Annotated in this window: 24 protein-coding genes; 7 read left to right on the top strand and 17 right to left on the bottom strand. The window is 63.9% G+C overall.

Going from position 1 to position 24,248, the window contains the following annotated elements; all coding sequences use genetic code 11:
* Positions 1 to 152 precede the first annotated feature (152 nt).
* A complete protein-coding gene (locus ABID59_RS27100; protein WP_148749500.1) occupies positions 153 to 803 on the top strand; it encodes a TetR/AcrR family transcriptional regulator in 651 nt (216 codons plus the stop codon).
* A gap of 9 nt (positions 804 to 812) precedes the next feature.
* Here the strand turns inward: ABID59_RS27100 and ABID59_RS27105 are convergent, their stop codons facing one another.
* The 6 genes from ABID59_RS27105 to ABID59_RS27130 all read right to left on the bottom strand — a co-directional run bounded on the left by ABID59_RS27105 (position 813) and on the right by ABID59_RS27130 (position 6,682).
* Positions 813 to 1,598: an ABC transporter permease gene (locus tag ABID59_RS27105; RefSeq protein ID WP_354033080.1), complete on the bottom strand. Its 786-nt coding sequence runs from the start codon at positions 1,596 to 1,598 to the stop codon at positions 813 to 815.
* Positions 1,595 to 2,407: an ABC transporter permease gene (locus tag ABID59_RS27110; RefSeq protein WP_354085548.1), complete on the bottom strand. Its 813-nt coding sequence runs from the start codon at positions 2,405 to 2,407 to the stop codon at positions 1,595 to 1,597. Before ABID59_RS27110 ends, ABID59_RS27105 begins: the two co-directional genes overlap by 4 nt.
* A gap of 64 nt (positions 2,408 to 2,471) precedes the next feature.
* Positions 2,472 to 3,518: an ABC transporter substrate-binding protein gene (locus ABID59_RS27115; protein ID WP_354085425.1), complete on the bottom strand. Its 1,047-nt coding sequence runs from the start codon at positions 3,516 to 3,518 to the stop codon at positions 2,472 to 2,474.
* 28 nt (positions 3,519 to 3,546) lie between these two features.
* Positions 3,547 to 4,854: an NAD(P)/FAD-dependent oxidoreductase gene (locus ABID59_RS27120; protein WP_354085426.1), complete on the bottom strand. Its 1,308-nt coding sequence runs from the start codon at positions 4,852 to 4,854 to the stop codon at positions 3,547 to 3,549.
* Positions 4,851 to 5,567: an HAD family hydrolase gene (locus ABID59_RS27125; RefSeq protein WP_148749503.1), complete on the bottom strand. Its 717-nt coding sequence runs from the start codon at positions 5,565 to 5,567 to the stop codon at positions 4,851 to 4,853. The genes ABID59_RS27120 and ABID59_RS27125 overlap by 4 nt, the downstream gene beginning before the upstream one ends.
* A gap of 35 nt (positions 5,568 to 5,602) precedes the next feature.
* Positions 5,603 to 6,682: an ABC transporter ATP-binding protein gene (locus ABID59_RS27130; RefSeq protein ID WP_354085427.1), complete on the bottom strand. Its 1,080-nt coding sequence runs from the start codon at positions 6,680 to 6,682 to the stop codon at positions 5,603 to 5,605.
* A gap of 213 nt (positions 6,683 to 6,895) precedes the next feature.
* On the opposite strand from ABID59_RS27130, the gene ABID59_RS27135 reads away from it, so the two are divergent.
* On the top strand, positions 6,896 to 7,834 hold the full coding sequence (locus tag ABID59_RS27135) for a LysR family transcriptional regulator (protein ID WP_354085428.1): 939 nt from the start codon (positions 6,896 to 6,898) through the stop codon (positions 7,832 to 7,834).
* 229 nt (positions 7,835 to 8,063) lie between these two features.
* Here ABID59_RS27135 and uxuA read toward each other — a convergent pair whose 3' ends face one another.
* From uxuA to ABID59_RS27165, 6 genes are all read right to left on the bottom strand, one after another.
* Positions 8,064 to 9,254, bottom strand: a complete 1,191-nt coding sequence (uxuA, locus tag ABID59_RS27140; RefSeq protein ID WP_354085429.1) for a mannonate dehydratase — start codon at positions 9,252 to 9,254, stop codon at positions 8,064 to 8,066.
* A gap of 13 nt (positions 9,255 to 9,267) precedes the next feature.
* A complete protein-coding gene (locus ABID59_RS27145) occupies positions 9,268 to 10,317 on the bottom strand; it encodes an L-idonate 5-dehydrogenase (protein ID WP_354085430.1) in 1,050 nt (349 codons plus the stop codon).
* Positions 10,314 to 11,720 (bottom strand): TRAP transporter large permease, encoded by a 1,407-nt coding sequence (locus ABID59_RS27150; RefSeq protein ID WP_148749508.1) that lies wholly within the window; start codon positions 11,718 to 11,720, stop codon positions 10,314 to 10,316. Before ABID59_RS27150 ends, ABID59_RS27145 begins: the two co-directional genes overlap by 4 nt.
* A gap of 4 nt (positions 11,721 to 11,724) precedes the next feature.
* On the bottom strand, positions 11,725 to 12,303 hold the full coding sequence (locus ABID59_RS27155) for a TRAP transporter small permease (RefSeq protein ID WP_354085431.1): 579 nt from the start codon (positions 12,301 to 12,303) through the stop codon (positions 11,725 to 11,727).
* 191 nt (positions 12,304 to 12,494) lie between these two features.
* On the bottom strand, positions 12,495 to 13,454 hold the full coding sequence (locus ABID59_RS27160) for a sialic acid TRAP transporter substrate-binding protein SiaP (RefSeq protein ID WP_354085549.1): 960 nt from the start codon (positions 13,452 to 13,454) through the stop codon (positions 12,495 to 12,497).
* An 84-nt stretch (positions 13,455 to 13,538) separates the two neighbouring features.
* Positions 13,539 to 14,348: a FadR/GntR family transcriptional regulator gene (locus ABID59_RS27165; protein ID WP_354085432.1), complete on the bottom strand. Its 810-nt coding sequence runs from the start codon at positions 14,346 to 14,348 to the stop codon at positions 13,539 to 13,541.
* Between the two features lie 136 nt (positions 14,349 to 14,484).
* Here ABID59_RS27165 and ABID59_RS27170 point away from each other — a divergent pair, with 136 nt between their 5' ends.
* Together ABID59_RS27170 and ABID59_RS27175 are read left to right on the top strand one after the other, a co-directional pair.
* On the top strand, positions 14,485 to 15,969 hold the full coding sequence (locus tag ABID59_RS27170) for a mannitol dehydrogenase family protein (protein ID WP_354085433.1): 1,485 nt from the start codon (positions 14,485 to 14,487) through the stop codon (positions 15,967 to 15,969).
* Positions 15,970 to 16,058: 89 nt separating this feature from the next.
* Positions 16,059 to 16,466 carry a nuclear transport factor 2 family protein gene (locus tag ABID59_RS27175; RefSeq protein ID WP_148749512.1) on the top strand — a complete coding sequence of 136 codons (408 nt, stop codon included), beginning with the start codon at positions 16,059 to 16,061 and terminating at the stop codon, positions 16,464 to 16,466.
* A 43-nt stretch (positions 16,467 to 16,509) separates the two neighbouring features.
* Here the strand turns inward: ABID59_RS27175 and ABID59_RS27180 are convergent, their stop codons facing one another.
* The gene (locus ABID59_RS27180) at positions 16,510 to 17,232 is read right to left on the bottom strand and encodes an HAD family hydrolase (RefSeq protein ID WP_354085434.1); all 723 of its coding nucleotides are present in this window, start codon (positions 17,230 to 17,232) and stop codon (positions 16,510 to 16,512) included.
* A gap of 146 nt (positions 17,233 to 17,378) precedes the next feature.
* Here ABID59_RS27180 and ABID59_RS27185 point away from each other — a divergent pair, with 146 nt between their 5' ends.
* Positions 17,379 to 18,230, top strand: a complete 852-nt coding sequence (locus ABID59_RS27185) for an SDR family oxidoreductase (RefSeq protein WP_354085435.1) — start codon at positions 17,379 to 17,381, stop codon at positions 18,228 to 18,230.
* Positions 18,231 to 18,268: 38 nt separating this feature from the next.
* Here the strand turns inward: ABID59_RS27185 and ABID59_RS27190 are convergent, their stop codons facing one another.
* Positions 18,269 to 19,156, bottom strand: coding sequence for a dienelactone hydrolase family protein (locus tag ABID59_RS27190; RefSeq protein ID WP_148749515.1), 888 nt, complete (start codon positions 19,154 to 19,156; stop codon positions 18,269 to 18,271).
* A gap of 812 nt (positions 19,157 to 19,968) precedes the next feature.
* On the opposite strand from ABID59_RS27190, the gene ABID59_RS27195 reads away from it, so the two are divergent.
* Complete coding sequence (locus ABID59_RS27195; protein WP_354085436.1) at positions 19,969 to 20,547, top strand: MarR family winged helix-turn-helix transcriptional regulator; 579 nt, start codon at positions 19,969 to 19,971, stop codon at positions 20,545 to 20,547.
* Positions 20,548 to 20,560: 13 nt separating this feature from the next.
* Here the strand turns inward: ABID59_RS27195 and ABID59_RS27200 are convergent, their stop codons facing one another.
* Positions 20,561 to 21,493, bottom strand: a complete 933-nt coding sequence (locus tag ABID59_RS27200) for a hypothetical protein (protein WP_354085437.1) — start codon at positions 21,491 to 21,493, stop codon at positions 20,561 to 20,563.
* An 815-nt stretch (positions 21,494 to 22,308) separates the two neighbouring features.
* Between ABID59_RS27200 and ABID59_RS27205 the strand changes: the two genes are divergently transcribed.
* Positions 22,309 to 23,079: a response regulator transcription factor gene (locus ABID59_RS27205; RefSeq protein ID WP_187434668.1), complete on the top strand. Its 771-nt coding sequence runs from the start codon at positions 22,309 to 22,311 to the stop codon at positions 23,077 to 23,079.
* 117 nt (positions 23,080 to 23,196) lie between these two features.
* Here ABID59_RS27205 and ABID59_RS27210 read toward each other — a convergent pair whose 3' ends face one another.
* Together ABID59_RS27210 and ABID59_RS27215 are read right to left on the bottom strand one after the other, a co-directional pair.
* Positions 23,197 to 23,652: a hypothetical protein gene (locus ABID59_RS27210; RefSeq protein WP_148749519.1), complete on the bottom strand. Its 456-nt coding sequence runs from the start codon at positions 23,650 to 23,652 to the stop codon at positions 23,197 to 23,199.
* Positions 23,649 to 24,233, bottom strand: coding sequence for a flagellar biosynthesis protein FlgN (locus ABID59_RS27215; protein WP_354085438.1), 585 nt, complete (start codon positions 24,231 to 24,233; stop codon positions 23,649 to 23,651). The genes ABID59_RS27210 and ABID59_RS27215 overlap by 4 nt, the downstream gene beginning before the upstream one ends.
* Positions 24,234 to 24,248 lie beyond the last annotated feature (15 nt).

Consider the following 24,248-nt stretch of genomic DNA (forward strand, 5'->3'; position numbering starts at 1 on the left):
GAGTTTTTGCTTTTGGTTGCCGCAATCTTGGTTTCCATCCATAATGTACGAACTAGTACGTTTGTGCAAGTTCCGCCACGAAAGACGTCGGATTGGGCGAAATTTGCCTTCACCTTCAAGGTGATCCATAGAAACGGTCGGGAGAAACAGTGATGCTCGAGCGCATGCCACCCCCATCGAAGCGCACCAACGACCCCGAGCGCACCAAGCGCGACATCCTCGAAGTGGCGATGGCCGAATTCGCCTCCGAGGGCTATTCCGGCGCCCGCGTCGACGCCATCGCGGCGCGAACCCGCACCTCGAAGCGGATGATCTATTATTATTTCGGCGGCAAGGAGCAGCTCTATCTCGCTGTGCTCGAGGAAGCCTATCGCAGCATCCGCGCGCTGGAGGACCAGCTCGACATCGCCAGCTGCGACGCGCGCGAGGGCTTGCGCCGGCTGATCGAGGCCACCTTCGACCACGACGAGCGCAATCCGAACTTCATCCGCCTCGTCTCAATCGAGAACATCCACCACGGCAAGCACCTGAAGCAGAATCAGCAACTGCGCCAGCTCAACGCCAGCGTGATCGCAACGCTGGACGGCATCCTCAAGCGCGGCCGTACCGAGGGCGCGTTCCGCGACGACGTCGACGCCATCGATTTGCATCTGGCCATCTCCTCCTACTGCTTCTTCCGCGTCGCCAACCGCCACACCTTTGGCGCGCTGTTCGACCGCGACCTCAGCGAGCCCAGGGTGCTGGCGAAGAGCAGGACCCAGATCGTGGAGATGATCCTGGCCTGGCTGGCGGCAGGGGCTTAGCGACCGCCCTCACCCGCTCCGCTTCTGCCGCGTGCTCGCCAATAGCAACAGCATGAACGACGCCGCCGTCATCAGCGTCGAGATCGCTGCGATGGTCGGATCGATCTCATCGCGGAGCGCGGTGAACATGCGCTTGGTCAGCGGCTGATACTGGCCGCCGGAGATGAACAGCGCGACGATGGTCTCGTCCATCGCCGAGATGAAAGCGAAGATGCCGCCAGCGACCACGCTGGACTTGATCTGCGGCAGCGTCACCGCAAAGAAGCTGCGCAGGCGGTTCATGCCGAGGCTGCGGGCCACCATCTCCTGCGCGGGGTCGAAGCTTTGCAAGCCTGCGAGCACCGAGATAACGACGTAAGGCAGGCCGAGCATCACATTCGCCAGCACGAGGCCCGGCAAGGTCGCCACCAGGCCGACCTTGGCATAGACGAAGAAGATGCCGACCGCGGTGATGATGATCGGCACCACCAGCGGCAGCAGCAGCGTCATGTGGATGACGCGCATGATGCGCAGCTTCGACTGGCTGATGGCATAGGCGGCGGCGACGCCACACGGCGTTGCGATCACCACCGTGAGCAGCGCAACCGTCAGCGTCACCCGCGTCGCCTGCATCCAGGCCGGATTGGCGAAATATTGCTGATACCAACGCAGCGAGAACGATGGCGGCGGGAAGGTCAGGAAGCGCGCGCTGGAGAACGAGATCGGTGCGATGATCAGGACCGGCAGGATCAGATAGACCAGCACCAGCGTGCTGATCACGTAGAGGGCGATCCGTGCGGGCGAGATGCGCGTCATTTCTGCCCCAGCACGCGATCGAGCGAAATGAACCGGCTGACGACGAAGAAAATCAGGAGCACGCTGAGCAGCAGCACCACGGCGACCGCGCTGGCCGCACCAAACTGGTTATAGAGCTCGACATTGCGGCTCACCAGCATCGACACCATCACCGTGCGGCCGCCGCCGAGCAATTCCGGCGTGATGTAGAAGCCGAGGCAGAGCACGAACACCATGGTGCAGCCGGCGAGCACGCCGGGCAGCGACAGCGGCAGGAACACGCGGACAAAACTCAGCGACGGGCTCGCACCGAGGCTGGCGCCGGCCTGCATCAGATCGCCGGGAATTTTTTGCATGGTGGCGTAGAGCGGCAGCACCATGAAGGGCAGCAGGATGTGCACGGTAGCGACCACCGTGCCGAACGTATTGTGCGCCAGCGCCAGCGGCTCGGAGATGACGTCGAGATAACGCAACAACTGGTTGATCACGCCGGTGCGCTGGAGCAGCGCAAGCCAGGCATAGGCGCGCACCAGCACGGACGTCCAGAACGGCAGCACCACCAGCGACAGGATCAGGATGCTCCATCCCTTCGGCACGGAATTGGCGAGATAGGCCACGGGATAGCCGAGCAGCAGCGCGATGATGGTGACTGCGAGGCTGATCTCGAAGGTCAGCGCGAAGCTCCGCCAGTAGATGTCTTCGGTGAAGACGCGGCGATAATTCTCCAGCGTGAAGCCGTCATGGTAGATCGACTGCCAGGCGAGCCAGCCGACCGGCAGCACGATCAGCAACAGAATCACCAGCAGCGCCGGCGACACCAGCGCCAGCATCAGGCCGTGCTCACGGCGCTGATGCTTTTGCGATGGATCTGGCACAGATGTCACCAAGGCTGCCTCACTTCTGCATGAAGGATGCCCAGCGCTTCTCGGCGGCTTCGCCGGCCGGCGAGGACCACCAGGCGTAGGACATCAGCGCCTGCTTGGCCGCATTGGCCGGCTCGCTCGGCAATTGCGCGGCGCGCTCCGGCTTGATCACGCTGGTCTCGAACGCCTTGGGATTGCCCGGGCCGTAATCGATGTTGAGCGGCAGATCGGCCTGGTGCACGGGATCGACCGCTTCATTGAGGAACTTCACGGCGGTGTCGAGGTTCGGCGCGCCCTTGAGGATGCAGAGCGAGGTGCTCTGCAGGATGCCCTGGTTGTAGGTGAAGGCGACCCTGGCGCCCTCCTTCGCGACCGCGCTGACGCGGCCGTTCCAGGCCATCTCCATGTCGACCTCGCCGTCATTGAGGAGCTGCGCCGACTGCGCGCCTGACGTCCACCACACCGTAATGTTCGGCTTGATCTCCTCGAGCTTCTTGAAGGCGCGATCGACGTCGAGCGGATAAAGCTTGTCAGGCGCGACACCGTCGGCCATCAGCGCCGCTTCCAGCGTGGCGATCGGATGGTTGCGCAGCGCGCGCCGGCCGGGGAATTTCTTGACGTCCCAGAAATCGGCCCAGCTGTTCGGCGCATCCTTCGGGAACGTCTTCTGGCTAAAGGCCAGCACGCTGGAATAGAACTCGTAGGACACCGAATAAGGGCTGCGATAGGCCTCAGGCATCGCCGCCGCGTTCGGGATTTTCGAGAAGTCGAGCTTCTCGATCAGCCCCTGCTCGCCGCCGCGCAGGCAATAGCCGGTGGGCGTGTCCACCACGTCCCAGATCGGCTTGCCGCTGCCGACCTGGGTCTTGATCGCGGGCCAGGCATCGGGAATGGAATCCTGGTTGATGGTGATGCCGAGCTTCTTGGCGGAGGGATCGAGGATCGCCACCGTCTGCGCCTGCTGATAGGCGCCGCCCTGCGAGACGAAGGTGATCTGCTCGGCGGCATCAGCCGCGGTAGTCAATCCCATCGCGCCCAGCAGCGCGCAGCCCAATCCCAAATTCCGTTTCGTGTTCATCCTCGCCTCCTCCATCGCCAAAAAAATCTCACCGACCGATCGCATCGAGAAACTGGTACCAGCCGGCGACCATGCGCACGGCGGGCTCGCGCAGCGGATAGAACGGAATGGCCTTCATGCGGCTGACGTCGAGCAGCCCGACATCGGGCGTCTCGCCGCGCACGAAGGCGGCGAGATAGCGGCCCATCAGGCTCGACATGGCGACGCCCGCACCGTTGTAGCCCATCGAGACTAGCGTGCGGTCGTCGATCCGGCCGATATGCGGTACCGAGTCCAGGGTCATGCCGACCAGGCCCGACCATTTGTAGGCAAGCGGGACGTCGGCCAGATCGGGGAAGATGCCGACCATCGCCTTGCGCAGCGCGTCAAAAGCAGCTTGCGAGTCCTGCTTGCCGAAGGCGCCGCGGCCGCCGAAGATCACGCGGTTGTCGACCATGCGGAACCAGCGCATCATGCGCTTGGTCTCGGTGTAGGTGCGCCCCGTCGGCATCAGCCGCCCCGCGAGATTGCGCGGCAGTTGTTCGGTCGCGATGATCGCGCTGCGGAACGGGATCAGCGTGCGCTGCATGCGCGCGGTCGCGCCGGTCACGTCGGAATAGCTGTTGGTGGCGATGATCGCCTGCCTGGCGCGCACCGCGCCCTGCGGCGTCTCGGCGACGATGCCGCCGTTCTCGCGCCGGAGTTTGATCACCGGCGATTGCTGGAAGATCGGAACGCCTTGGCGCGCCACGCCATCGGCGAGACCGCGCAGATAGTTCAGCGGATGGATGCCGCCCGAGCCGGGATTGAGCACGCCGCCGACAAAGATGTCGGAGCCGGTCTCGTCGTGCACTTGCCGCTTGTCGAGGATGCGGACCTCGGCCGAGCCCATCTCGCGCGTCATCCAGTTGGCTTCGTCGATCGCGGCCTTCAGCGTGGTCTCGTTATGCGCGGCCTTGACCTGACCGGTGCGGGTCAGGTTTGCGCTGGTGATACCGAATTCGGAGACCAGCTCCTCGACGATGTCAGTGGATTCATGCGCGATCTCATACATGCGCTTTGCCATGGCGCGGCCATGGCTGGCGTCGATCTCGCGGAACGAGAGCCGAAACTTTGCGGTGATCACGCCGCCATTGCGCCCGCTCGCGCCCCAACCGGGACGATTGGCTTCCAGCACAACCGGCGCGAGACCACTCTTGGCGACGTGGTGCGCGGCGGACAGGCCGGTATAGCCCGCACCGATGATCACCACATCCGCCTGTTGCTCCCCCGACAGGACCGGAAACGCGCGCGCCGGCTCCGCCGTGGCTTCCCACAGCGAATTGGCCGATGGCAGCGCGTTCCAGTCCCGTGTCATGCCGCCGGCCCGATCGCGGCATCCGCGAGCGCCTTCAGCGTCGGGAAATGAAAGTCCGGCTTGGTCAGCGTCTCCACGGCCGGCGTGCCGCCAAAACCGGCGATGCCCTGGCGGCGCTCGATCCAGCACACCTTGTAGCCGAGTTTCCGCGCGATCCCGATGTCGTGGTACTGACTCTGCGCGACATGCAGGATATCGGACTGCTTGTAGCCGAACGCGGACTGACGCCCCTTGTTGTAGGCGAAGAATTCCGGATTGGGTTTTGCAACGCCGGTCTCGTCGGCGCAGACGGTGTCGTCGAAGGGATTGCCGAGCGAGTGCGCGTAACAGGACAGCGCGACGCGGTCGGCATTGGTCATCGCGACCAGCCGGAATTTCGTGCGCAGGCGCTTCAGAGCCTCGACCGAGTCCGGGAAGGGCCCCCAGCGCAGCACCGAAAGCTGGAACATGTCGCAGGACGCGTCGTCAGACGACAGCCCGAGCTCCTTGGCGAGATAGCGATAGACGTGGAACATCACCTCGCTGGAGCGCTCGTAATGCTTGTCGCGGCCGCGCTTGTAGGATTCGAAGATCTTGTCGTCGCTGAGCTCGGCCGGCGTCTTGCCCGAGATCCTGCGCACCGCGGCGAGCACGCCGGTCTCGAAATCGATCAAGGTGCCGACGACGTCGAAGGTGAGGACCTTGAAATTGCTGAACGCGGCTTGGGTCGACATATCGGTTTCTTCTCTCGGTTGGACAAGGCTGAAGTTCAGTCCGCTCTGGGCACGACGATGGTGTCCTCGGGGTGAAGGGTGACGGTGAGGCTGCCGCCGAGCGGTGGGATGCGGCCGTAGGCCTGGTGGTAGCTCGGCTGGCGCAGGCTGAGCGCGATGCCGTCGGTGAGCGAAAGAAAAATGCGCAGGCTCTCGCCCTGGTAGACGATGTCGGTGACCGTCCCGGTCAGGCGGTTGCAGGCGGCGTCCTGCGCGCCGTCATCGATCAGGAGCTTTTCGCTGTGCACGGCGAGCATCAAGGCGTCGCCGTCGGGAATGGCGCGGGCGCTGCGCAAAAGCGCATTGCCGAGCGCGACGCTGGAGCCATCGACACGGCGGACCGGCAGCATGGTCGCCTCGCCGATAAAGCTGGCAACAAAGGAATCGGCGGGATGATCATGCAGCCGCGCAGGTTCGTCGATCTGGATCAAGCGGCCGTCCTTCATCACGGCGACGCGGTCGCTCATGGTCAGCGCCTCGCGCTGGTCGTGGGTAACATAGATGATGGTGGCGCCGATACGCCGGTGCAGCGCGCGCAGCTCGATCTGCATGGATTCGCGGAGCTGCTTGTCGAGCGCGGAGAGCGGCTCGTCCATCAGGATCAGACGCGGCTCGAAGATCATGGCGCGTGCGAGCGCGACGCGCTGGCGCTGGCCGCCGGAAAGCTGCGCAATGCCGCGCTCGTCGTAGCCGGCAAGGCCCACCATCGATAGCGCCGCGCGTACCTTGTCGGGCCAGCTCGCTTTCGGCAGGCGCCGCGCGCGCAGCGGAAAGGCGACGTTCTCGCCGACGCTCATATGCGGGAACAGCGCGTAGTTCTGGAACACGACGCCGATGTCGCGCTTGTGCGGCGGCATCCAGGTGACGTCGCGGCCGCCGAAGAGAACTGTGCCTGATGTCGGCAGGATGAAGCCGCCCAGAATTCCGAGCAGCGTGGTCTTGCCGGAGCCGGAGGGACCGAGCAGCGAGACGAACTCGCCGGCGCCGACATTGAGGGAAACGTCGTCGAGGGCGCGAACGGCACCGTACGCCTTGCTGGCGGACCTGATCTCGACGCTTTCCGCTCGTTTGTTCAACGATCGACCTCGCCTCGTTCCCTGCGATGGCGTGCCTCACTGCGCGCCATAAGCCTGCATTATAGACAGCGTTTTGGAGCATTCGCGGATGCAGCCGTGCGCCGCACCAAAGCTTGTTCCGAACACCCTGTCTTTAGGCTGCGGTGCCAATGACACCAGACTTGGCAAAACTCGGCAATTGCCAAATTCTCACCGCGCTCATAACATGACGTTATGCCCGAACTGCGCCGGATGCTGCCCTCCAGTAACGCCCTGTTCGTCTTCGACGCAGCGGCACGCAACGGCAGCTTCACGGCGGCCGCCGCCGAATTGAATGTCACGCAGCCCGCGGTGAGCCGCATGCTCGGCCAGCTCGAGGAGCATCTCGGCGTCCGCCTGTTCGACCGCAAGGCGGGCCGCGCGGTGCTCACCGAGGAAGGCGAGCTGTTGTATCGCCGCGTGCTCGAAGGCTTTCGCAGCATCGAGACGGGTCTCACCGAGATCGAGCGGCGCCGCAAGGGCACCGAGACGGTGACGCTGTCGGTCTCCTCCGCCTTCACCACGCATTGGCTGATGCCGCGCATCGACAAGCTGCAGCGGCAGTTTCCCCAGGCCGATCTGCGCTTCCAGCTGATCTCCGGCGCGCTGCGCGGGCCGGTCGAGAATGTCGATCTCGGCATGCGTTTCCGCGATCGCGAGGAGCCGTCGTCCGGCGGCACGCTGGTAATGAAGGAAGTGATGCTGCCGATGTGCAGCCCCGGCTATCTCGGCGAGACCGATCCCACTGAGGGCAACACCATCATCCGCCTCGCCGAGACGCCGGGCGACTGGGCCGCGGATTATTCGTCGCTGCTCACCGGCCGGCGTGGCGCCGCCAAGGGGCTGAGCTTCACCGATTATGCCGTCGTGATGCAGGCGGCCCTGCTCGGCCAGGGCATCGCGCTCGGCTGGCTGACGGTCGCCTCGCACTGGTTGCTGACCGGCGCGCTGGTACCGGCTTCCGACCGGCTCACCACCACGCGCCGCATCTGCGAATTCCTGCCGCCGCGCAACCGGCTGATGCGCCCCATCGCTGCGGAGATCCGCGACTGGATCCTCGCCCAGATGCAAAGCGAGATCGCCGCGATCGACAAGCTCTATCCCCAGCTCGGCGCGATGGCCGCCTGCTACTGAGTGGCCAGCGAACATTCGCGGGAGGTCGTCATGCCCGGGCTTGTCCCGGGCATCCACGTTCTTTGTGCCGCGGGGCAAAACGTGGATGGCTGGGACAAGGCCCGGCCATGACGCTGTGGAAGCTTCGGCGCCTCTCTCGCTCCACGTCATTGCGGGCGCAGCGAAGCAATCCAGAGTCTTTCCACGGAGGGATTCTGGATTGCTTCGCTGCGCTCGCAATGTCGGTTCTTCAACGATGCTCGATCGCGCGGATCGCGCCGCGGAGTTCGGCGAGGCCGCGGAGGCGGCCGATGGCAGTATAGCCGGGATTGGTGCGCTTGGTCGCGGCGAGATCATCGAGCATGCGGTGGCCGTGGTCAGGGCGGAATACGATTTGCTTGTCCGGTGACCGCCGCGCGTTCTCCTTCAACAGCGCCTTGAGCACCGCGACCATGTCGACGTCGCCGTCGAGATGATCGGACTCGTGGAACGTCAGACCATCGGCCTCGCGCTTGGTCGCGCGCAGATGGGCAAAGGCGATACGCGGGCCGAAGCGTTCCGCCATCGCAGGCAGATTGTTCTCGGCGCGCACGCCGAGCGAGCCGGTGCACAGGCAGATGCCGTTGGCCTTGGACGGCACGGCGTCGAACAGCGCTTGATAATCCTCTGCCGTGGACGCAACGCGCGGCAGGCCGAACAGCGGGCGCGGCGGATCATCCGGGTGCAGCGTCAGCGACACGCCAAGCTGCGCGGCGACCGGCGCTACACGCGCGAGGAATTCGGCGAGATGCTGCCGCAGGATCTTCGGCGTGATGTCACGATAGGTCTCCAGCCGGTCGCGGAATTGCGGGATCGTCATCGGCTCGGTGGTCGAGCCCGGCAACGCGCTGGCGATTGCCATGATGAGATAGTCGATGTCGGCCCGGCTCATCTTGTCGAACAGCGCTTTCGCGCGCGCCTGCTGCTCCGGTGAATATTCCTGCGCGGCCGCAGGGCGCTTGAGGATATGCAGCTCGAACGCCGCAAAGCGGTCCTGGTCGAAGCGCATGGCGCGGGCGCCGTTTGGCAGCTCCCATTCCAGATCGGTCCGGCACCAGTCGACGACGGGCATGAAATTGTAGCAGATGATCTTGATGCCGGACGCCGCCACCGCCTCCAGGCTCGCGATCCACGCCTCGATCGACTTCGTCGCCTTGGCCCCGAGGCGCTTGACGTCGTCGGGGATCGGAATCGATTCCACCACCGACCAGGTCAATCGCGAGCGGCCCGGCTGGCCGTTCTCGATGAAATTCTTGCGCTCCTCGACCGCCTTGCGTGTCCAGGCCTCGCCAATCGGCACCTGATGCAGCGCCGAGACGATATCGCTCGCCCCGGCCTGCCTGACATCGTCCAAGGACACGGGATCATCGGGCCCGTACCAGCGCCATCCCTCGAGCATCATGCGTTCTCTCCGATCAATTGGCGGTCAGCACGACCTTGACGCTCTGCGAGCGGTCGAGCGCCAATCGCAATGCGTCGGGCGCGGTCGAGAGCGGCCGCTCGGCGGTGACCAGCGACAGCACGTCGACGCTGCCTGCACCGATCAATTCCACCGCCGTCATGAATTCAAGCCCGAAGCGGAACGAGCCGCGCAGGTCGATCTCTTTTGCCATCACGGCATTCGACGGTGTCGGAATCTGGCCGCCCGGCAGATTGCCGATCTGCACCACGACGCCACCACGCCTGACGGTGCCGATGGCGCTGGCAAGGCCGGCGGCCGTGCCCGAGACCTCGAATGCAACATCGTAGGGACGCGAGGCGGCCTGCGCCTTGAGGCCCTCGTCACCATTTGCGACGTTCTCGACATGCGATGCGCCGAGCCGGGTCGCGAAGGCGAGCGGGGCCGGCGCGATGTCGGCCACGGTGATGTCAGCCATGCCGGCGCGGTGTGCGGCGAGCATGGTCAGAAGCCCGATCGGGCCGGCGCCAAAAATAATGCCACGCTTGCCCTGGATGTTGCCGGCGCGCGCGACCGCGTGCAGGCAGACCGCGAGCGGCTCGGCCAGCGCCGCGGCCTGATAGGACACATGATCCGGGATCTTGACGCACTGCGCCGGGATCGCATCGAAATAATTGGCAAAGCCGCCCTGCATGTGCGGTGTCTTCGACGCAGAGCCCATGAAGTAGATATTTTCGCAGAGGTTTTGGCGACCCTCGCGGCAGGCGCCGCAATGGCCGCACCAGCGCGACGGGTTGACGGCGACGCGGTCGCCGACCCTCAGGTTGGCTGCGGAGCCCGCGATCTCGACGACCTGGCCCGAGATCTCGTGACCGAGCACCAGCGGCGATTTCACCACGAAATCGCCGGTCCGGGCGTGGCGGAAGTAATGCATGTCCGAGCCGCAGATGCCGCCGGCCCCGAAACGGATGCGCACCATGCCGTCGGCCAGCTTGTCGAGCGGATGCTCGATCATGCGCAGGTCTTCGGGGCCGAACAGGGTTGCGGCGAGAGAGGTCGATGTCATTTGGAAAGTCCCATGTATTTCGGCAGCCAGAGGGTTAGTTCGGGAATGTAGGTGATCGCGATCAGTGCAAGCATCAGCGGCACCAACCAGGGCAGGATCGCGACCGTCGTGCGCTCGACCGAGAGCTTCGCCACGCGGGCAAGCACGAACAGCACCATGCCGAGCGGCGGATGCAACAGGCCGATCATCAGGTTCAGCGTCATGATCAGGCCGAAATGGATCGGATCGATGCCGAGCTTGAGCACGATCGGCAGCAGGATCGGCACCAGAATGGTGATCGCCGCCGTGGTGTCGATGAAGCAGCCGACGAACAGGATCAACACGTTGGCGAGCGCCAGGAACACCCATTTGTTGTGGGTGATGCTGAGCATCCAGTCCGAGAGCAATTGGGCAGCCTGCGACACCGTCAGCAGCCAGGCGAAGATCGAGGCGGCGGTGACGATGAACAGCACCGAGGCCGTGGTCTCGATGGTGTCGAAGGTCGCCTTCGCCACAGTCTTCAAGGTCATGGTGCGGTAGCGCACGAGGCCAAGGAACAGCGACCAGATTACCGCCGCAACAGCGGCTTCAGTCGGCGTGAACCAGCCGAGGGTCATGCCGCCGATCAGGATGACGGGCGCCATCAGCGCCATCACCGCGGAGAAGTCGAAATACCAGTCGATCGCGAGCAGCACACCGAGCCCGATCACGACGGCCAGATTGATCGACATGCCGGCGAGCGTCATCAGCCAGATCGCGAGCGGGAACGCGAGCACGATGGCGATCTCGAGGCCGGCCGAGCCGAGCTGCGGCCAGGAGAACGGCGTGTCGCTGCCCCATTTATTCCTGTGCGCGAAGTAGGTGACCGTGGCCATCATCAGCAGCGTCAGGACGACGCCCGGAATGACGCCGCCCAGAAACAGCGCGCCGATCGAGACGTTGGCCATCATGCCGTAGATCACGAAGGGCAGCGACGGCGGAATGATCGGGCCGAGCGTGGCCGAGGCCGCAGTGACGCCAACCGAGAACTCGGTGGTGTAGCCATGGTCCTTCATCGCCTTGATCTCGATGGTGCCGAGGCCAGCGGCATCCGCGATCGCGGTACCGGACATGCCGGAGAAGATCACCGAGCCGATGATGTTGACGTGGCCGAGGCCGCCGCGCATCCAGCCGACCAGCGCGACCGCGAATTTGTAGATGCGCCCGGTGACACCGGCGATGTTCATGAGATTACCGGCCAGGATGAAGAAGGGCACGGCAAGCAGCGGAAAGCTCTCGACGCCGGCGATCATGCGCTGGGCCAGCGTGACATCGGGTGTCACGCCGCTGACCAGGATGTAGAGCAGCGACGACGCGGCCATGGCAATCGCCACGGGAACACCGAGCAGCATCAGGACGAGAAAGCCTCCAAGCAATAGCAGCATCAGATTACCCTTCAAAACCGTCGTAGGCGCCAGGGCGTTCGAGGATCGAATAGCCCTGTCGCAGATGTTGCAGCGCGACCTGCAGCGAGCGCGCGAACATCAGCACGAAGCCGAGCAGCACGGCGTAATAGACGTAGTTCTTGGGGAAGTTGATCGTGGTCATGGACTCGTCGCCGATGATCTGGATGTAAACCCAGACCAGCTTGACGGCGTAGCCGAAGAAGGCGATCCGGATCAGGTCGATCACTGTCGACAGCGCACGCGCCACGACATGCGGCAGATAGCGGTAGATCAGGTCGACCTGGATATGCCGCGACAGCCGCACGCACATCGAGGCGCCGATGAAGACCACGCCAATCAGGCAATAGGTCGCGATCTCCTCGGTCCAGGCGTAGCTGTCGTTGAGGACATAGCGGGTGAAGAACTGCAGGAAGACGGCAAGCGCCATCACCCAAAAGATCGCCAGCGCGATCCAGTCCTCGAACGCGTAGATGCCGAGATCGACCTTCGGCGTAGCCTCTTCCTCGAAGGTATGGGCGATCTCGTCCCCGGTAATCTGCCGGTGCACTTCGGCGGTCGACATGTGGTTACTCCTTGGAGAACGTGAACGTCATTCCGGGTCGGCGCGTGAGCGTCGAACCCACTCTTCTCCTCATCCTGAGGAGCGCGGAACGCGCATCTCGAAGGATGGCCCCGGGCGACACCGGGGCCTCCATGGTTCGAGACGCGCGTTCCGCGCTCCTCACCATGAGGGTCTTAGAACGCAAGCGTCCGTTATTTCACCGCCTGGATCCGTTCCCAATCGGCCTTGCGATACCCAAAGGTCTCGAACGGAACGTTCTTCAGCACGATGTCGCGGAACTCATTCTTGTCGACCTCGGTCACGGTCAGGCCCTTCTCCTTGAAGAAGGCGACCAGCTTGGCCTCGTTCTGCTTGATCTCTTCGGTGGCCTTGGCGGCGGCTTCCTGCGCGACGTCGGTGAATATCTTCTTGTCCTCGTCGCTGAGCTTCTTCCAGAGCGCGCCGGCCACCACGGTGTTGAGGTGGTCGACGATGTGGCCGGTCAGCACGATGTGCTTCTGCACCTCGTAGAACTTCTTGGCCTCGATCGTGGTCAGCGGGTTCTCCTGCGCCTCGACGGTGCCGTTCTGGAGCGCGAGATAGACTTCGGCGAACGCGATCGGCGCGGTATTGGCGCCGCAGGCGCGCGGCATTGCGAGATAGGCGGGCACATCGGGCACGCGCATCTTCAGGCCCTTCAGGTCCGCGCAGGTCTTGATCGGCTTGTTCGAGGAGGTCTGGCGCACGCCATAATAGGTCACCGCGATGATGTGGTGACCGCTCTTGTCTTCGTAACCCTTGGCGAGTTCCTTGAAGATGTCGCTCTTGGTGTAGGCGAGCAGGTGATCGGCGTCGCGGAACGTATAGGGATAATAGGTCACGCCGATCGGCGGGAAGCTCTTGGCCGCGAAGCTCGAGCCGGAGATGATGATGTCGACCGAACCGAGGGAGAGGCCCTGGTTGATGTCGGCTTCCTTGCCGAGCTGGGACGCCGGATAGACGTCGATCTGGTAGCGCCCGTTGGTGCGCTTGCCGATCTCCTGTGCGGCCCAGACCGAAGCGGTGTGGAACGGCTCCGAGGTCTCGTAGACATGGGCCCATTTCAGCTTGGTTTGCGCCATGCCGGCATTCGTCGCCCCGAGCATTGCGGCGGCCGAGACCGCCAGCATCATCGTCATCTTCTTCAACACTGAATATCCTCCACTTAAGTCTGCTTCTTGTTCACCCGCCTCAAAATCGAGGCGAGCCGCCCAATCTCATCGCCGTCGCGCGCTGCCGCTTTTGGCGGGCTTCTTCGACGGTCGTTTTGGCTTCATCGGAGCTGCACCGGATCGCGCGGTCCGTTTCCGCGTCGCCGGCGGTCCCGCGGCGGTCTCGGCGCCAAAGTTCTGCGCAAAACGCTCCTGCGAATGCGCGAGATGATCGCGCATCGCGTCACGGGCCGCCGTTGGCTGACGCGTCGCAATGGCATCGCGCACGGCCCGATGCTCGCCGAGCGCGGTGCGCCAGGTGCCGGGATTCTCAAAATAATGCGCAAGCTGCGCGAAATAGGGATTGAGCCGCTGGTCGAACAGCTCGCCGACCACGCGCACCAGCACGGCGTTGCCGAGGCATCCGGCGATCGCGATGTGGAAGGCGCGGTCATGGACCATCGAGGCTTCGCCGGGGTGCGCGACGTTCTCCATCGCGACGAGGGCGGCATCGATGCGTGCGATATCGTCGCTGGTCGCCACGCGCGCGGCCTGCTCGGCGATGGCGCTTTCGAGGAATTCGCGGGCGCGCAACAGCTCGAATGGCCCCTCTATCACGGCGGACGGCGTTGGCGTGGCGTCCGAAGGGTCGATCACATAGATGCCGGACCCGACGCGAATGCGGACGCGTCCTTCCACTTCGAGCGCGATCAGGGCTTCGCGCACCGTCGGCCGCGATACCCTGAGCTGATCGGCGAGCTCGCGCTCGGTCGGCAGGCGACTGCCGACGGCGTATTCACCGCTATCGATCAGGCTTCGCAATTGATCGGCGATTTGGCGATAGAGCCGTCTCGCCTCCACGGCTTCCAGCGGCACGCTGGCCTCCCCTATAGATCTCGCCGGTCGATCCGGCGGCCCGCCAATTTTGGATAATTGGCCTTACCAATTGACCGAAGCATTGACCGAGGACGGCCGCCATGTCAAGCAGCCGCCAAACACAGGGAGAGACACCATGCGGCTTAGTTCAACGCGCCTTGGCCGCGCCAATCTCGACCGGCTGCCGCCAGCCATCCGCCGCCCGGCCTATGACCGGTCGCGCATTACGCCCGGTATCGTGCATCTCGGTCTCGGCGCCTTTCATCGCGCCCATCAGGCCGTCGTCATCGACGACTGTCTTGCCGCAGGCGCCAATGCCTGGGGCATCATCGGCGCGAGCCTGCGCAGTCCGGACACGCGCGACGCCCTCGCCCCGCAGGATCATCTCTACACGGTCGCCGTGCGCGCCGCCGAAGGCACCGAGCATCGCGTCATCGGCGCGTTGCTCGACAGCGTCGTCGCGCGCGAAAAGCCGGGCGCGCTGGTCGAGCGGATGGCCAATCCCGCCATTCGCATCGTCTCGCTCACCGTGACCGAAAAGGGCTATTGCCACACGCCGCAGACCGGCGATCTCGACGAGCGGCATCCTGATGTCGTGCACGATCTCAACAATTTTGACGCGCCGCGCTCGGCGCCCGGCTTCATCGTGGCCGCGCTGGCGCGGCGACGGGCGCGGGGACTTTCGCCGTTCACGGTGCTGTGCTGCGACAACCTCGCCACCAACGGCCGCACCGTGCAGCGGATCGTGACGCAGTTCGCGGCACTGCGGTCGAAGGACCTCGGCAAATGGATCGCGGATAACGTTGCCTTCCCCTGCACCATGGTCGATCGCATCGTGCCGGAGACAACGGATGCCGACCGCGACGCGGTCGCGGCGGCACTCGGGATGCGTGACGCCTGGCCTGTGATGACCGAGCCGTTCACGCAATGGGTGATCGAGGATCGCTTCGCCGCGGGCAGGCCCGATCTCGCTGCCGCGGGCGTCGAGCTCGTCACCGACGTCAAGCCGTTCGAGTTGATGAAGCTGCGGCTGCTCAACGCCAGCCACTCCGCGCTCGCCTATCTCGGCTATCTCGCCGGCTACGAGACCATCGCCGATACCATGCGGGATCCCTATTTCGCGCGCCTCGCCGCGCAGGTGATGGAAGAGGCCGCGGTGACGCTGACGATGCCTGCGGGCACCGATCTCGCCGCCTATCGCGCCTCGCTGCTCAAGCGTTTCGCCAATCCGGCGCTGCATCACCGCACTTGGCAGATCGCCATGGACGGCTCGCAAAAGCTGCCACAGCGGCTGCTCGGCGCGATGCAGGATCGCCTCGCCAAAAACCTGCCGATCGCGACGCACGCGCTCGCGGTGGCGGGCTGGATGCGCTACGTCACCGCACTTGACGAGCAGGGCCGCGCCATCGACGTGCGCGATCCCCTCGCCGCCGAGCTCGCGGGCCTGGCGCGCGAGGCCGGTCCCGTCGCGGAACGGCTGGCGCCCACATTGCTCGGCGTGGAAAAAGTGTTTGGACCGCTCGGTGCCGAGCCGCGCCTGCGCGAGGCCGTGACCGCGGCGCTCGGCCGTCTCTACAAGGAAGGTGCGCGGCGCGCGGTGGAGACGCACGTTTCGGCATGATCAGAAAGTGGGCAATAATGCTGCACTGCGTCCAAAGTCGGACTGAAGTCGCGCTTGATTTTTGCCTGCCGTTGCCGCACCCGAGAGGCATGGCAAAGGACAACAAGGTCATCGCCGCGAACGCGGCTTTTTACGCCGCCTTCGCGACCGGCGATTTCGACGAAATGAAGCGGATGTGGGCGGATGACGACGCCATTTCCTGCATTCATCCCGGCTGGCCCGCGATCGTCGGCCACGCCACCGTGATCGGAAGCTGGCGCGACATCCTGCAAAATCCAGAACGTCCGCAGATCGTCTGCGCCGAGCCGCAGGCGATCGTCGACGGTGACAGTGCGCGCGTGCTCTGCATCGAGATCGTCGACGGCACCGCGCTCGCCGCCGCCAACCATTTTCGGCGCGTCGGCGACGGCTGGCTTCTGGTGCATCACCAATCGAGCCCGATTGCGCAGATTGTCGAGCAGGCTGAGGACGATAGAGCCAGCCACCGGGTGCACTGACCGCGGCAGCGTTCTACTGTGCATGGGGTTGTTTTGCGGTTTTTTATTTGACGGCGAGTTCCGACAGATCGTCCAGCACCACGCGAGCCGCGCTGAAATCATCATCCTGGAAAAACATGCTGCGCGTGATGAGCACGGGAATGTCGGCCCGCGAGGCCGCAATCAGCCCATTGGCAGAATCCTCGATCGCGACGCATTTGGACGGCGCCAGCTTCAGCCGCGCCAGGACATCGAGATAGACATCCGGCGCCGGCTTCTTGTGCCTCACATCATCGCCGGCAACGATCGCATCAAAATCCGCGGCCCAGCGCGCCCCCAGCGCCCGCGACAGCAGCGCATCGATGTTGCCGTGCGAGGTCGTGGTCGCAATCGCGAGCCGCTGGCCACGCGCCTTGGCAGCGGTGAGCAGATCCGTCACACCGGGCCGCAAGGGGCAGCAACCGGTCTCGACCAGCTCGGCATAATGGGCGGTCTTGATGCGGTGGAGCTCGGCGATATCGGCATCCGACAGGGGCGGCGCGACCCACTGCCTGGTGTGGAAGGCGCGGATGCGTTCCTTGCCGCCGGTCACGCGCAGCAGATCCTTGTAGCTGGCCCGGTCCCAATGCCAGTCGAGACCGTGACGGGCAAAGGCGTGGTTGAAGGCCCGCCGGTGCAGCTCCTCCGTCTCGGCCAGCGTCCCGTCGACGTCGAGGATCAGCGCGGCCGCGCTCCGGACCAGATCCGCCGCGCCGGATCGCGCTATGATGGCCACGTCCGCCTGCATGGTCGACGCCTCCCTGTCACGAGCGAGCATCGCCCGAGGCAGCCGGCGAGTAAAATCGCAATATCTTTTGCCCGACCCAAAAATCTCTTATGAGCGAACGACGCGCGGCTGGCGCGAACGGGAACTCCGACCTGCACGGGAGACGCATGCGGCTCTTCATCTTCGGCCTCGGCTACAGCGCCCGGCATTTCGTCCGCAAATTCGGCGGCAGCTTCTCGCATGTCGCCGGCACGGTCCGCGATCCCGCCGCGCAGGTCGACCTTGCCGGGATCGAAGTGCATGGCTTTTCCGGCAGCCGCCCGGCTGACGCGACGGTCGACAGTATCGGCGATGCCGATGTCCTTCTGATCTCGATCCCGCCGGGCGACACCGGAGATCCCGCAATCACGGCGCTCGGCGACTTGCTCGCGGCGGGCCGCCACAAGGTCGTCTATCTCTCCACCATCGGCGTCTACGGCGATCACGCCGGCGGATGGATGGATGAGAGCACGCCGCCGCAGTCCACCCTCGACCGCGCACGGATGCGGATCGCGGCGGAGCAGGCCTGGACGAAGACGGCACGCCGCGACGTCGCGATCCTGCGGCTAGCCGGCATCTACGGCCCCGGCCGCAACGCGCTGGTGACGCTGCGCAGCGGCACGGCACGCCGCATCATCAAGCCCGGCCAGGTCTTCAACCGCATTCATGTCGACGATATCGCCAGCGCCATCATGGCCGCGATCAACCACAACAGCGGCGGCACCTGGAACGTCTGCGACGACGAGCCCGCACCGCCCCAGGACGTGATCGCCTACGCCGCGCAGCTGATGGGCATCGCTCCGCCGGACGAAGAAGCGTTCGCGACAGCCGAGATGTCGGCGATGGCGCGCAGCTTCTATGCCAGCAGCGCTCGCGTCTCCAACGCGCGGCTGAAGCAAGAGCTCGGCGTCGCGCTGGCCTATCCGACCTATCGGCACGGCCTCGATGCGCTGTGGCGAGCGGGCGACGGACGCGCTTAAAAGGGGCGGCCGATCGGCCGCCCCTTTGATATTCAGCGTCAGCTCAACACGCCGTATTTCTTGAACCAGGCCTGCGCCTGCTTCCAGGCATCCTCCGCAGCATCCTTGCGGTAGCTGCCGCGATAGTCGGCATGGAAGCCGTGCGGCGCTTCCGGATAGATCTTGAATTCGGCCGTCTTCTTGTTCTGCTCGAGCGCCGCCTTGAGCTGCTCGACCTGGGCGACGGGAATGCCGGTGTCGGCGCCGCCATAGAGGCCGAGCACCGGCGCCTTCATCTCAGGCGCGAGCTGCAGCGGGCTCTTCGGCCACAGCGGATTGGGCGCATCGACCGGCGGACCGTAGAAGGCAACGCCGGCCTTGAGCGTGCCGTTATGGGCGGCATATTCCCAGACCGTGCGGCCGCCGCGGCAGAAGCCGATGATGCCGAGCTTCGCGGTGTCGCCGCCTTGCGATCCCGCCCAGGCCACCGTCGCGTCGAGATCGGAGAGCAGCTCGGCGTCCGGCTTGGCGTTGACGACCGGCAAGAGGTCCTTGATGTCGGTGATCTTGGTGAGGTCCGTGCCCTTGCGGAAGTAATAGTCGGGCGCAACCGCGAAGGCGCCGAGCTTGGCGAGGCGCCGCGTCACGTCCTTGATGTATTCGTGCAGACCAAAGATCTCCATCGCGACGATGATCACCGGAGCCTTGGTGTTACCGGCGGGGCGGGCGAAATAGGCCGGCATTTCCTCGGAACCGACCTTGATCTTGGCATCTCCAGCCTGGAGGCCGCCGGTGTCGGTCGTGATCACCTCGGCGCGGACCGGCCCTGCCGCAAGCGTGTAGCCCGCAGCAACGGCCGCCGTGGCGCTCATGAAGCCGCGGCGCGACACCGGGGGCGGCTCAATCAGCCCTATAACGTCAGACGTGATGATGGTTTCGATACTCATCGGTTGGTCCTTCCTGATGCCTTGCCCCAGTGTCTGAACCTTCAGGCGAGGCATTCGCCAATAATTGCCGGCGAAACGCAAATCACCAGCCTGCGAGCGCCGGGCCTTTCAGATCCGGCGATCACGCCGCTTCACCGGCGCCGTCTCCGGCATCAGGCTCATCGCGACAGTCCGACGGCCAAGCACGATGCCGCGGCCGCCTCACGAAGCCGGCGCCGATGGTCGCAAGCGACAGCATCAGACTGCCAAACTCACTTCCGGCGGCCAGTGCCGCGCGTTTGACGTTGAACGGCTCTGCTTGGAGAGGCTGAACTTAAAAAGGCTTTGCTCGCTTCCCGACGACACTCTCGAATTCCCAAGTGAATGTGTGCCCGATTTAACCGCGTGACCGCATTGCGTCGCAACATCCATTAACCGAAAAAGGGGTTCTCCCGCTGCCAGCGGTGCCATCACGCGTTGCAGATTGTGTGCGGTTTCGCGCAATTCGAAACGTCTCGCCGCAACTATCGGGCCCGATCGTGGCCGCAACGACACATGATGTTGCCCGGGCACAGCACACCGCCCGACATTTGGGTGAGAGACCGCACCATTTGACTGAAGTTTTCAGATCAGTTGAGCCGTCATATTTACTCGAACTTTCTTCGTGACGCTCTAGTTCCACTCCCGAATGTTCCATCTCCAGAACGGAGAAGCGTCTTCCAAGCCGGCAATTGTTTCCGCTTCGAGCGAAGCTCGACAGCCTCATTCTGACCCGCAGCGATTGCGCTACCGACGGCTCAATTGAATAAAGCTTTATCTGATCTGGCATCGATATGAATTTGGCTCGCGAAGCAATTGAATTATTGGGACAGGTGGCGCGAATCCTGTGGTTCGAAGGCACCAAAAACGGCATGCGCGATCGCGAGTGGATGGCGCTGCGCTTTCTCTCCCGTGCCAACCGATTCTCAAGGACACCTTCGGCGCTGGCAAGCTATGTCGGCACCACGCGCGGCACCGCCTCATTCATCATCGGCGAGCTCGAGCGGCTCGGCTATGTGGAGCGGAAGCGCTCCGCCACAGACAAGCGCTCGGTGATGCTGAGCGTGACGCAGCAGGGCAAGAAATTTCTGGCTCGCGACCCCGTCAATGGCCTCGTCGAGGCCATCGCCGTCCTCGATGACGACAGCAAGATCCGCTTTCGCGACACCTTGCGACACGTGCTCGATCAGGCGGACGCCGTCGAACAGCGGCACCACACCGACGTCTGCAAGCGATGCATTTTCCTCCGGGAGGATCGCACTTCTTCCGAGAACAAGACGACGGTCGAATTCACCTGCCGGCTGTTTCGCGCGCCGATCGCCGAACCCGAAATCGACCTGCTATGCACCAGCTTCGAGCATCACCGACAATAGAATTGTCCGCCGCTCATTTGCGCGCCGAGTAGACAACGCCGCCACTGGTTTCCACCACCAGACGGCCGTTCTCGTTCCTGATCTCCTCGATGCGACCGAGATTGGGGACCTGCTGGCCGAGCATGGCCTCGACGACACCGCTCGGCCCCTGCAGGATCGCAATGCCTTCATAAGCCTGGCGAACCGACCAGCCCTTGACCGCCTTTCGCGGTACCGAGCTGCGTTCTGCCGGAGACACCGAGCCCGTGGTCTCGGGTGCCGCGACCGAGGCCATCATCGGCATCGCCGGCGACGGCTGCGCACCAACGGGAGGCGGCGGCTGGACCTGGACCTGGGCGAGCCTGTCGAGCTTCGCGGTCGAGGACGAGCTCACACGCTCGATGCGATCCAGATTCTCGGCGAACCGGCCGAAACGGTCGCTGGTTGCCTTGCTCGACTGATCGACGGCGGTTCGCAGGCCGTCGAGATTCTCGGACACGCCGGACAATTGCTTGCGCAGCTGCGCGACCGTATCGCGCAGGTTCCTGATCTCGGCACTGGCCGCGGCATTTGTCTGGCTCGGCTGCGTGGTGAGATAGGCAATGACGCCGGTACAGGCGCAGACCACCAGGATGGCGGCAACCGCCAATGTCGCGAGCGGCGCGACCCATGTCGGACGCGGCGGCGGCGGCTTGGCCACGATCACCGCCGGCTTGATCACGACCGGCGCAGGCTTTGGTATCGCCATCTTGTCGAGGCGCGCCTTGGCGCGAATACGCTTCAATCCCTCGAGCGCTGCTTTGGCTGCAACTTCGTCACTCGCTGCCGATACGGGCTTCACGCCTGCCGCGGGCTTGGCCGCGCGCGGCGCATTATTGCTCTTCGTGTCGCGCGCTTCCGGAGCCGGCTTCGCCGCTGCGGTCAAATCCGCAGTTTCGGCAGGACGCGTTTTTCCATCGGACAACATTTGAAAATGCTCCGTTCGTTTTCGATCTGTTGAACGAAGCTAGTCGGCGAAGCTTGCCTGAGACGTGCGCATCAAAAAATCTTTTCGTCACAAACAATGCGGCGTTGAATGAGTCCAACGCGTCATGCACGAGGCGAAAGTGCGACTCGAAAGACACACACTCGCCAAGATTTCGCCAAGCTGGAGTCCCACCGCCATACATGAGTCGAATTGTCGCAGGCGGGTGTGCGGCCAGGAGAGTCAATCCGGGATTGAAAACCCCTCCCTCCGGCGGCTCTGCGCCCCTACCCAAAACAGCTATGTTTCTACGGGTATATGGAACCTTATAACTGTCACGGTGCAAAAGTAGTTCGGCATCCAAATCAACTAATGAGCTTTGACATACAAAGAAACAACCGGAAACAAACCAACAGCATCAAGCACACGTAGCAAACGCTTTGTTTCGCACGCTTGATCGGGAATCGGCAATTGTTACGGTCCTACACAAGTGATTCTCGCCAGTTGGCGAGGAGATCGACTGAGTTCAGTAGCGTTCGGACGCAATCGGCAACGTACGCAACTGCTCTAGGTCGCTGTCTCACCGCTCCGCGGGGTGATCCGTAAAACACCCGCCGGGCCTCACGCAGTAAGCGTTCAGTATCGAGTCGAAGTAACAGGCCTGCTCACGCAGGCACTGAATGCGTAGGGCTGCCCGCGAACATCGAAACCATAACAACGGTTCGCGGGAGGGAAATATCGTCAAACAGCATGGCGTCGCGCCGGGGCATCACACCACCTCCCGGCCGCTGCAAGTGCGAAACAGGGGCGACAGACTGATGTATATAATCGTTGATGATCGCGAGAGCGTCACGAACAGCTACGTAGGAGGGCTCGTTCGCGAGGGCGTCTCGTCGATCGGATTCTCCTCCGGAGAATTCTGGGACTGGCTGCAATCCGCGAACGAATCGGACCTGGCAGCGGTCGATGCCTTCCTTCTGGGGGATTGCGATGCCCGCGGAAGCCTGCCAAGGGCGATGCGCAAGCGGTCCACGGCTCCGATCATCGCCATGAGCGGCCAGAAGATGCTCAAGAATACGCTGGAGCTGTTTGAATCCGGCGTGGACGACGTGGTTCACGTGCCGATTCACCTGCGTGAGATCCTCGCCCGAACGGCCGCGATCGCGCGCCGCCGGGTGGGCGAGCTGCCGAGGCCCTGCGAGACCAGGATCCAGGTCTTCTTCAACGGACGTGACCCCGAGATTGCGGGCCACGCCCTCACCCTGCCCCGCCGCGAGCTGCGCATTCTCGAGTATATGGTCAGCAATCACGGCAAGTGGATCACCAAGACGCAGATCTTCAACGCGGTCTACGGCATCTTCGAATCCACGTTCGATGAGAGCGTGATCGAAAGCCACGTCAGCAAGTTGCGCAAGAAGCTGCGAGACCGACTCGGTTTCGACGCGATCGTGGCACGGCGCTACGTCGGATACCGGCTCAATATCCCCGCCAACGAGGCCATCGACGAGCCGATGCAGGAGCTCGACGAAGTCGGCATCCTCCTGAACCGGGCACATGCCGCCCCGGCGGCCTACCCGGCTGGCAACTGACGCGCCCGAGCCGCGGCTCACAAACGACCATCGGCCTCTGCGGGGACACCCGCAGAGGCCGATTTGTTTTCAACGGCAGAAACGTCGTTACGCCGGTGCAGTCTCGCGCCCGGCGCCTTACGGCTTCTGCTGGAATTCTTCCTTGGAGACGTAGTTGAAGTCCTCGACCAGCACGTCCTGGACGATGTCGGCCTGCATCCGCTCGTTGACGCGCTGCTTGATCCCTGCGGTGAGGACAGAGAGGTCGTAGCGGGCGAGCTTCCTGAAATCGAGCTTGTCGTCGGCATAGATCCTGCGGAAGGCCTCGTCCACGACGAACGGCTCGGGCGGAACGGTAAGCTGGTGCATGGTCCGGGCCTCCACCGTATAGACGAAGCGCGCGACGATGTAGCCCTGCACCGCGCCGCTCTCTACCATGGGTATGCTCAGCGCCCGAGTCTTCTGGTATTGCAGCCCGTCGAGATATTCGTCCTTCGGCAGCAGAGTGCCGTTTTCCTTCCAATAGGCCACGCCATAGCTCGTGCCCGCGGTGAGGATGCATACCCAGAGCCCGGCCAGCACCAGCTTGATCATTTTTCGTCCCGCGCTGCGCGACCGGTGTAGGTGCCGTCCGACTCTGCGTCCTTGATCGCCCTAACGATGATGGCCGCGACCTCACGCACGGCGTCGTAGTGCATCTCGAGGAGCGAACGGTTTCGCTCGAGCTTTTCGCGCAGCCGCTGGATCTCGCCCGTGATCTCGGTTTCGCCGCCGAGATGCATCCGCGCCCGCATCAGGCGGACGAATTCCAGCATGCTCCGGCTCTTGCGCATGCTGAAATCATCGAAATCGACCTTCTGCCCGGTCGCGAGCGCGACGGTTTCTTCCTCGACGATGTTCTCGAGCCGGCGAATCGCGGATAGCAGGCCGCTGATCTCCTCGGACCGAGTCGCCTCCAATCTTGCCGCTTCGGCGTCGTCGGACGGCATGTCGCCGCCGACATTCGGCAGGAGCACCGGCAACAGAGCATCGCCCGATGCGGCCGCCGTCATCACCTCGGAGTCCAAGACCTGGGAGTCCAAGACCTGGGAGTTCAAGACCTGGGAGTTCAAGATCTGCCGTTCAACGACCGGTTGCTCCATCACCGGAAGCGTTGCGCCTTGTTCTACCTGCATAGCAAATTCACCCTT

This window comes from Bradyrhizobium sp. S3.3.6, assembly GCF_040546905.1.
Classification (GTDB): Bacteria; Pseudomonadota; Alphaproteobacteria; order Rhizobiales; family Xanthobacteraceae; genus Bradyrhizobium; species Bradyrhizobium cytisi.

Excerpts from the sequence above, each read along its gene's own strand:
- ABID59_RS27180 (WP_354085434.1), bottom strand. The coding sequence starts at position 17,232 with ATGCAGGCGGACGTGGCCATCATAGCGCGATCCGGCGCGGCGGATCTG.
- ABID59_RS27200 (WP_354085437.1), bottom strand. The coding sequence starts at position 21,493 with ATGTTGTCCGATGGAAAAACGCGTCCTGCCGAAACTGCGGATTTGACC.
- ABID59_RS27145 (WP_354085430.1), bottom strand. The coding sequence starts at position 10,317 with ATGACATCGACCTCTCTCGCCGCAACCCTGTTCGGCCCCGAAGACCTG.
- ABID59_RS27195 (WP_354085436.1), top strand. The coding sequence starts at position 19,969 with ATGAATTTGGCTCGCGAAGCAATTGAATTATTGGGACAGGTGGCGCGA.
- ABID59_RS27155 (WP_354085431.1), bottom strand. The coding sequence starts at position 12,303 with ATGTCGACCGCCGAAGTGCACCGGCAGATTACCGGGGACGAGATCGCC.
- ABID59_RS27120 (WP_354085426.1), bottom strand. The coding sequence starts at position 4,854 with ATGACACGGGACTGGAACGCGCTGCCATCGGCCAATTCGCTGTGGGAA.
- ABID59_RS27160 (WP_354085549.1), bottom strand. The coding sequence starts at position 13,454 with ATGATGCTGGCGGTCTCGGCCGCCGCAATGCTCGGGGCGACGAATGCC.
- ABID59_RS27115 (WP_354085425.1), bottom strand. The coding sequence starts at position 3,518 with ATGAACACGAAACGGAATTTGGGATTGGGCTGCGCGCTGCTGGGCGCG.
- ABID59_RS27100 (WP_148749500.1), top strand. The coding sequence starts at position 153 with ATGCTCGAGCGCATGCCACCCCCATCGAAGCGCACCAACGACCCCGAG.
- ABID59_RS27185 (WP_354085435.1), top strand. The coding sequence starts at position 17,379 with ATGCGGCTCTTCATCTTCGGCCTCGGCTACAGCGCCCGGCATTTCGTC.
- ABID59_RS27205 (WP_187434668.1), top strand. The coding sequence starts at position 22,309 with ATGTATATAATCGTTGATGATCGCGAGAGCGTCACGAACAGCTACGTA.
- ABID59_RS27110 (WP_354085548.1), bottom strand. The coding sequence starts at position 2,407 with ATGCTGGCGCTGGTGTCGCCGGCGCTGCTGGTGATTCTGTTGCTGATC.
- ABID59_RS27125 (WP_148749503.1), bottom strand. The coding sequence starts at position 5,567 with ATGTCGACCCAAGCCGCGTTCAGCAATTTCAAGGTCCTCACCTTCGAC.
- ABID59_RS27170 (WP_354085433.1), top strand. The coding sequence starts at position 14,485 with ATGCGGCTTAGTTCAACGCGCCTTGGCCGCGCCAATCTCGACCGGCTG.
- ABID59_RS27135 (WP_354085428.1), top strand. The coding sequence starts at position 6,896 with ATGCCCGAACTGCGCCGGATGCTGCCCTCCAGTAACGCCCTGTTCGTC.
- uxuA (WP_354085429.1), bottom strand. The coding sequence starts at position 9,254 with ATGATGCTCGAGGGATGGCGCTGGTACGGGCCCGATGATCCCGTGTCC.
- ABID59_RS27210 (WP_148749519.1), bottom strand. The coding sequence starts at position 23,652 with ATGATCAAGCTGGTGCTGGCCGGGCTCTGGGTATGCATCCTCACCGCG.
- ABID59_RS27175 (WP_148749512.1), top strand. The coding sequence starts at position 16,059 with ATGGCAAAGGACAACAAGGTCATCGCCGCGAACGCGGCTTTTTACGCC.
- ABID59_RS27150 (WP_148749508.1), bottom strand. The coding sequence starts at position 11,720 with ATGCTGCTATTGCTTGGAGGCTTTCTCGTCCTGATGCTGCTCGGTGTT.
- ABID59_RS27215 (WP_354085438.1), bottom strand. The coding sequence starts at position 24,233 with ATGCAGGTAGAACAAGGCGCAACGCTTCCGGTGATGGAGCAACCGGTC.
- ABID59_RS27190 (WP_148749515.1), bottom strand. The coding sequence starts at position 19,156 with ATGAGTATCGAAACCATCATCACGTCTGACGTTATAGGGCTGATTGAG.
- ABID59_RS27105 (WP_354033080.1), bottom strand. The coding sequence starts at position 1,598 with ATGACGCGCATCTCGCCCGCACGGATCGCCCTCTACGTGATCAGCACG.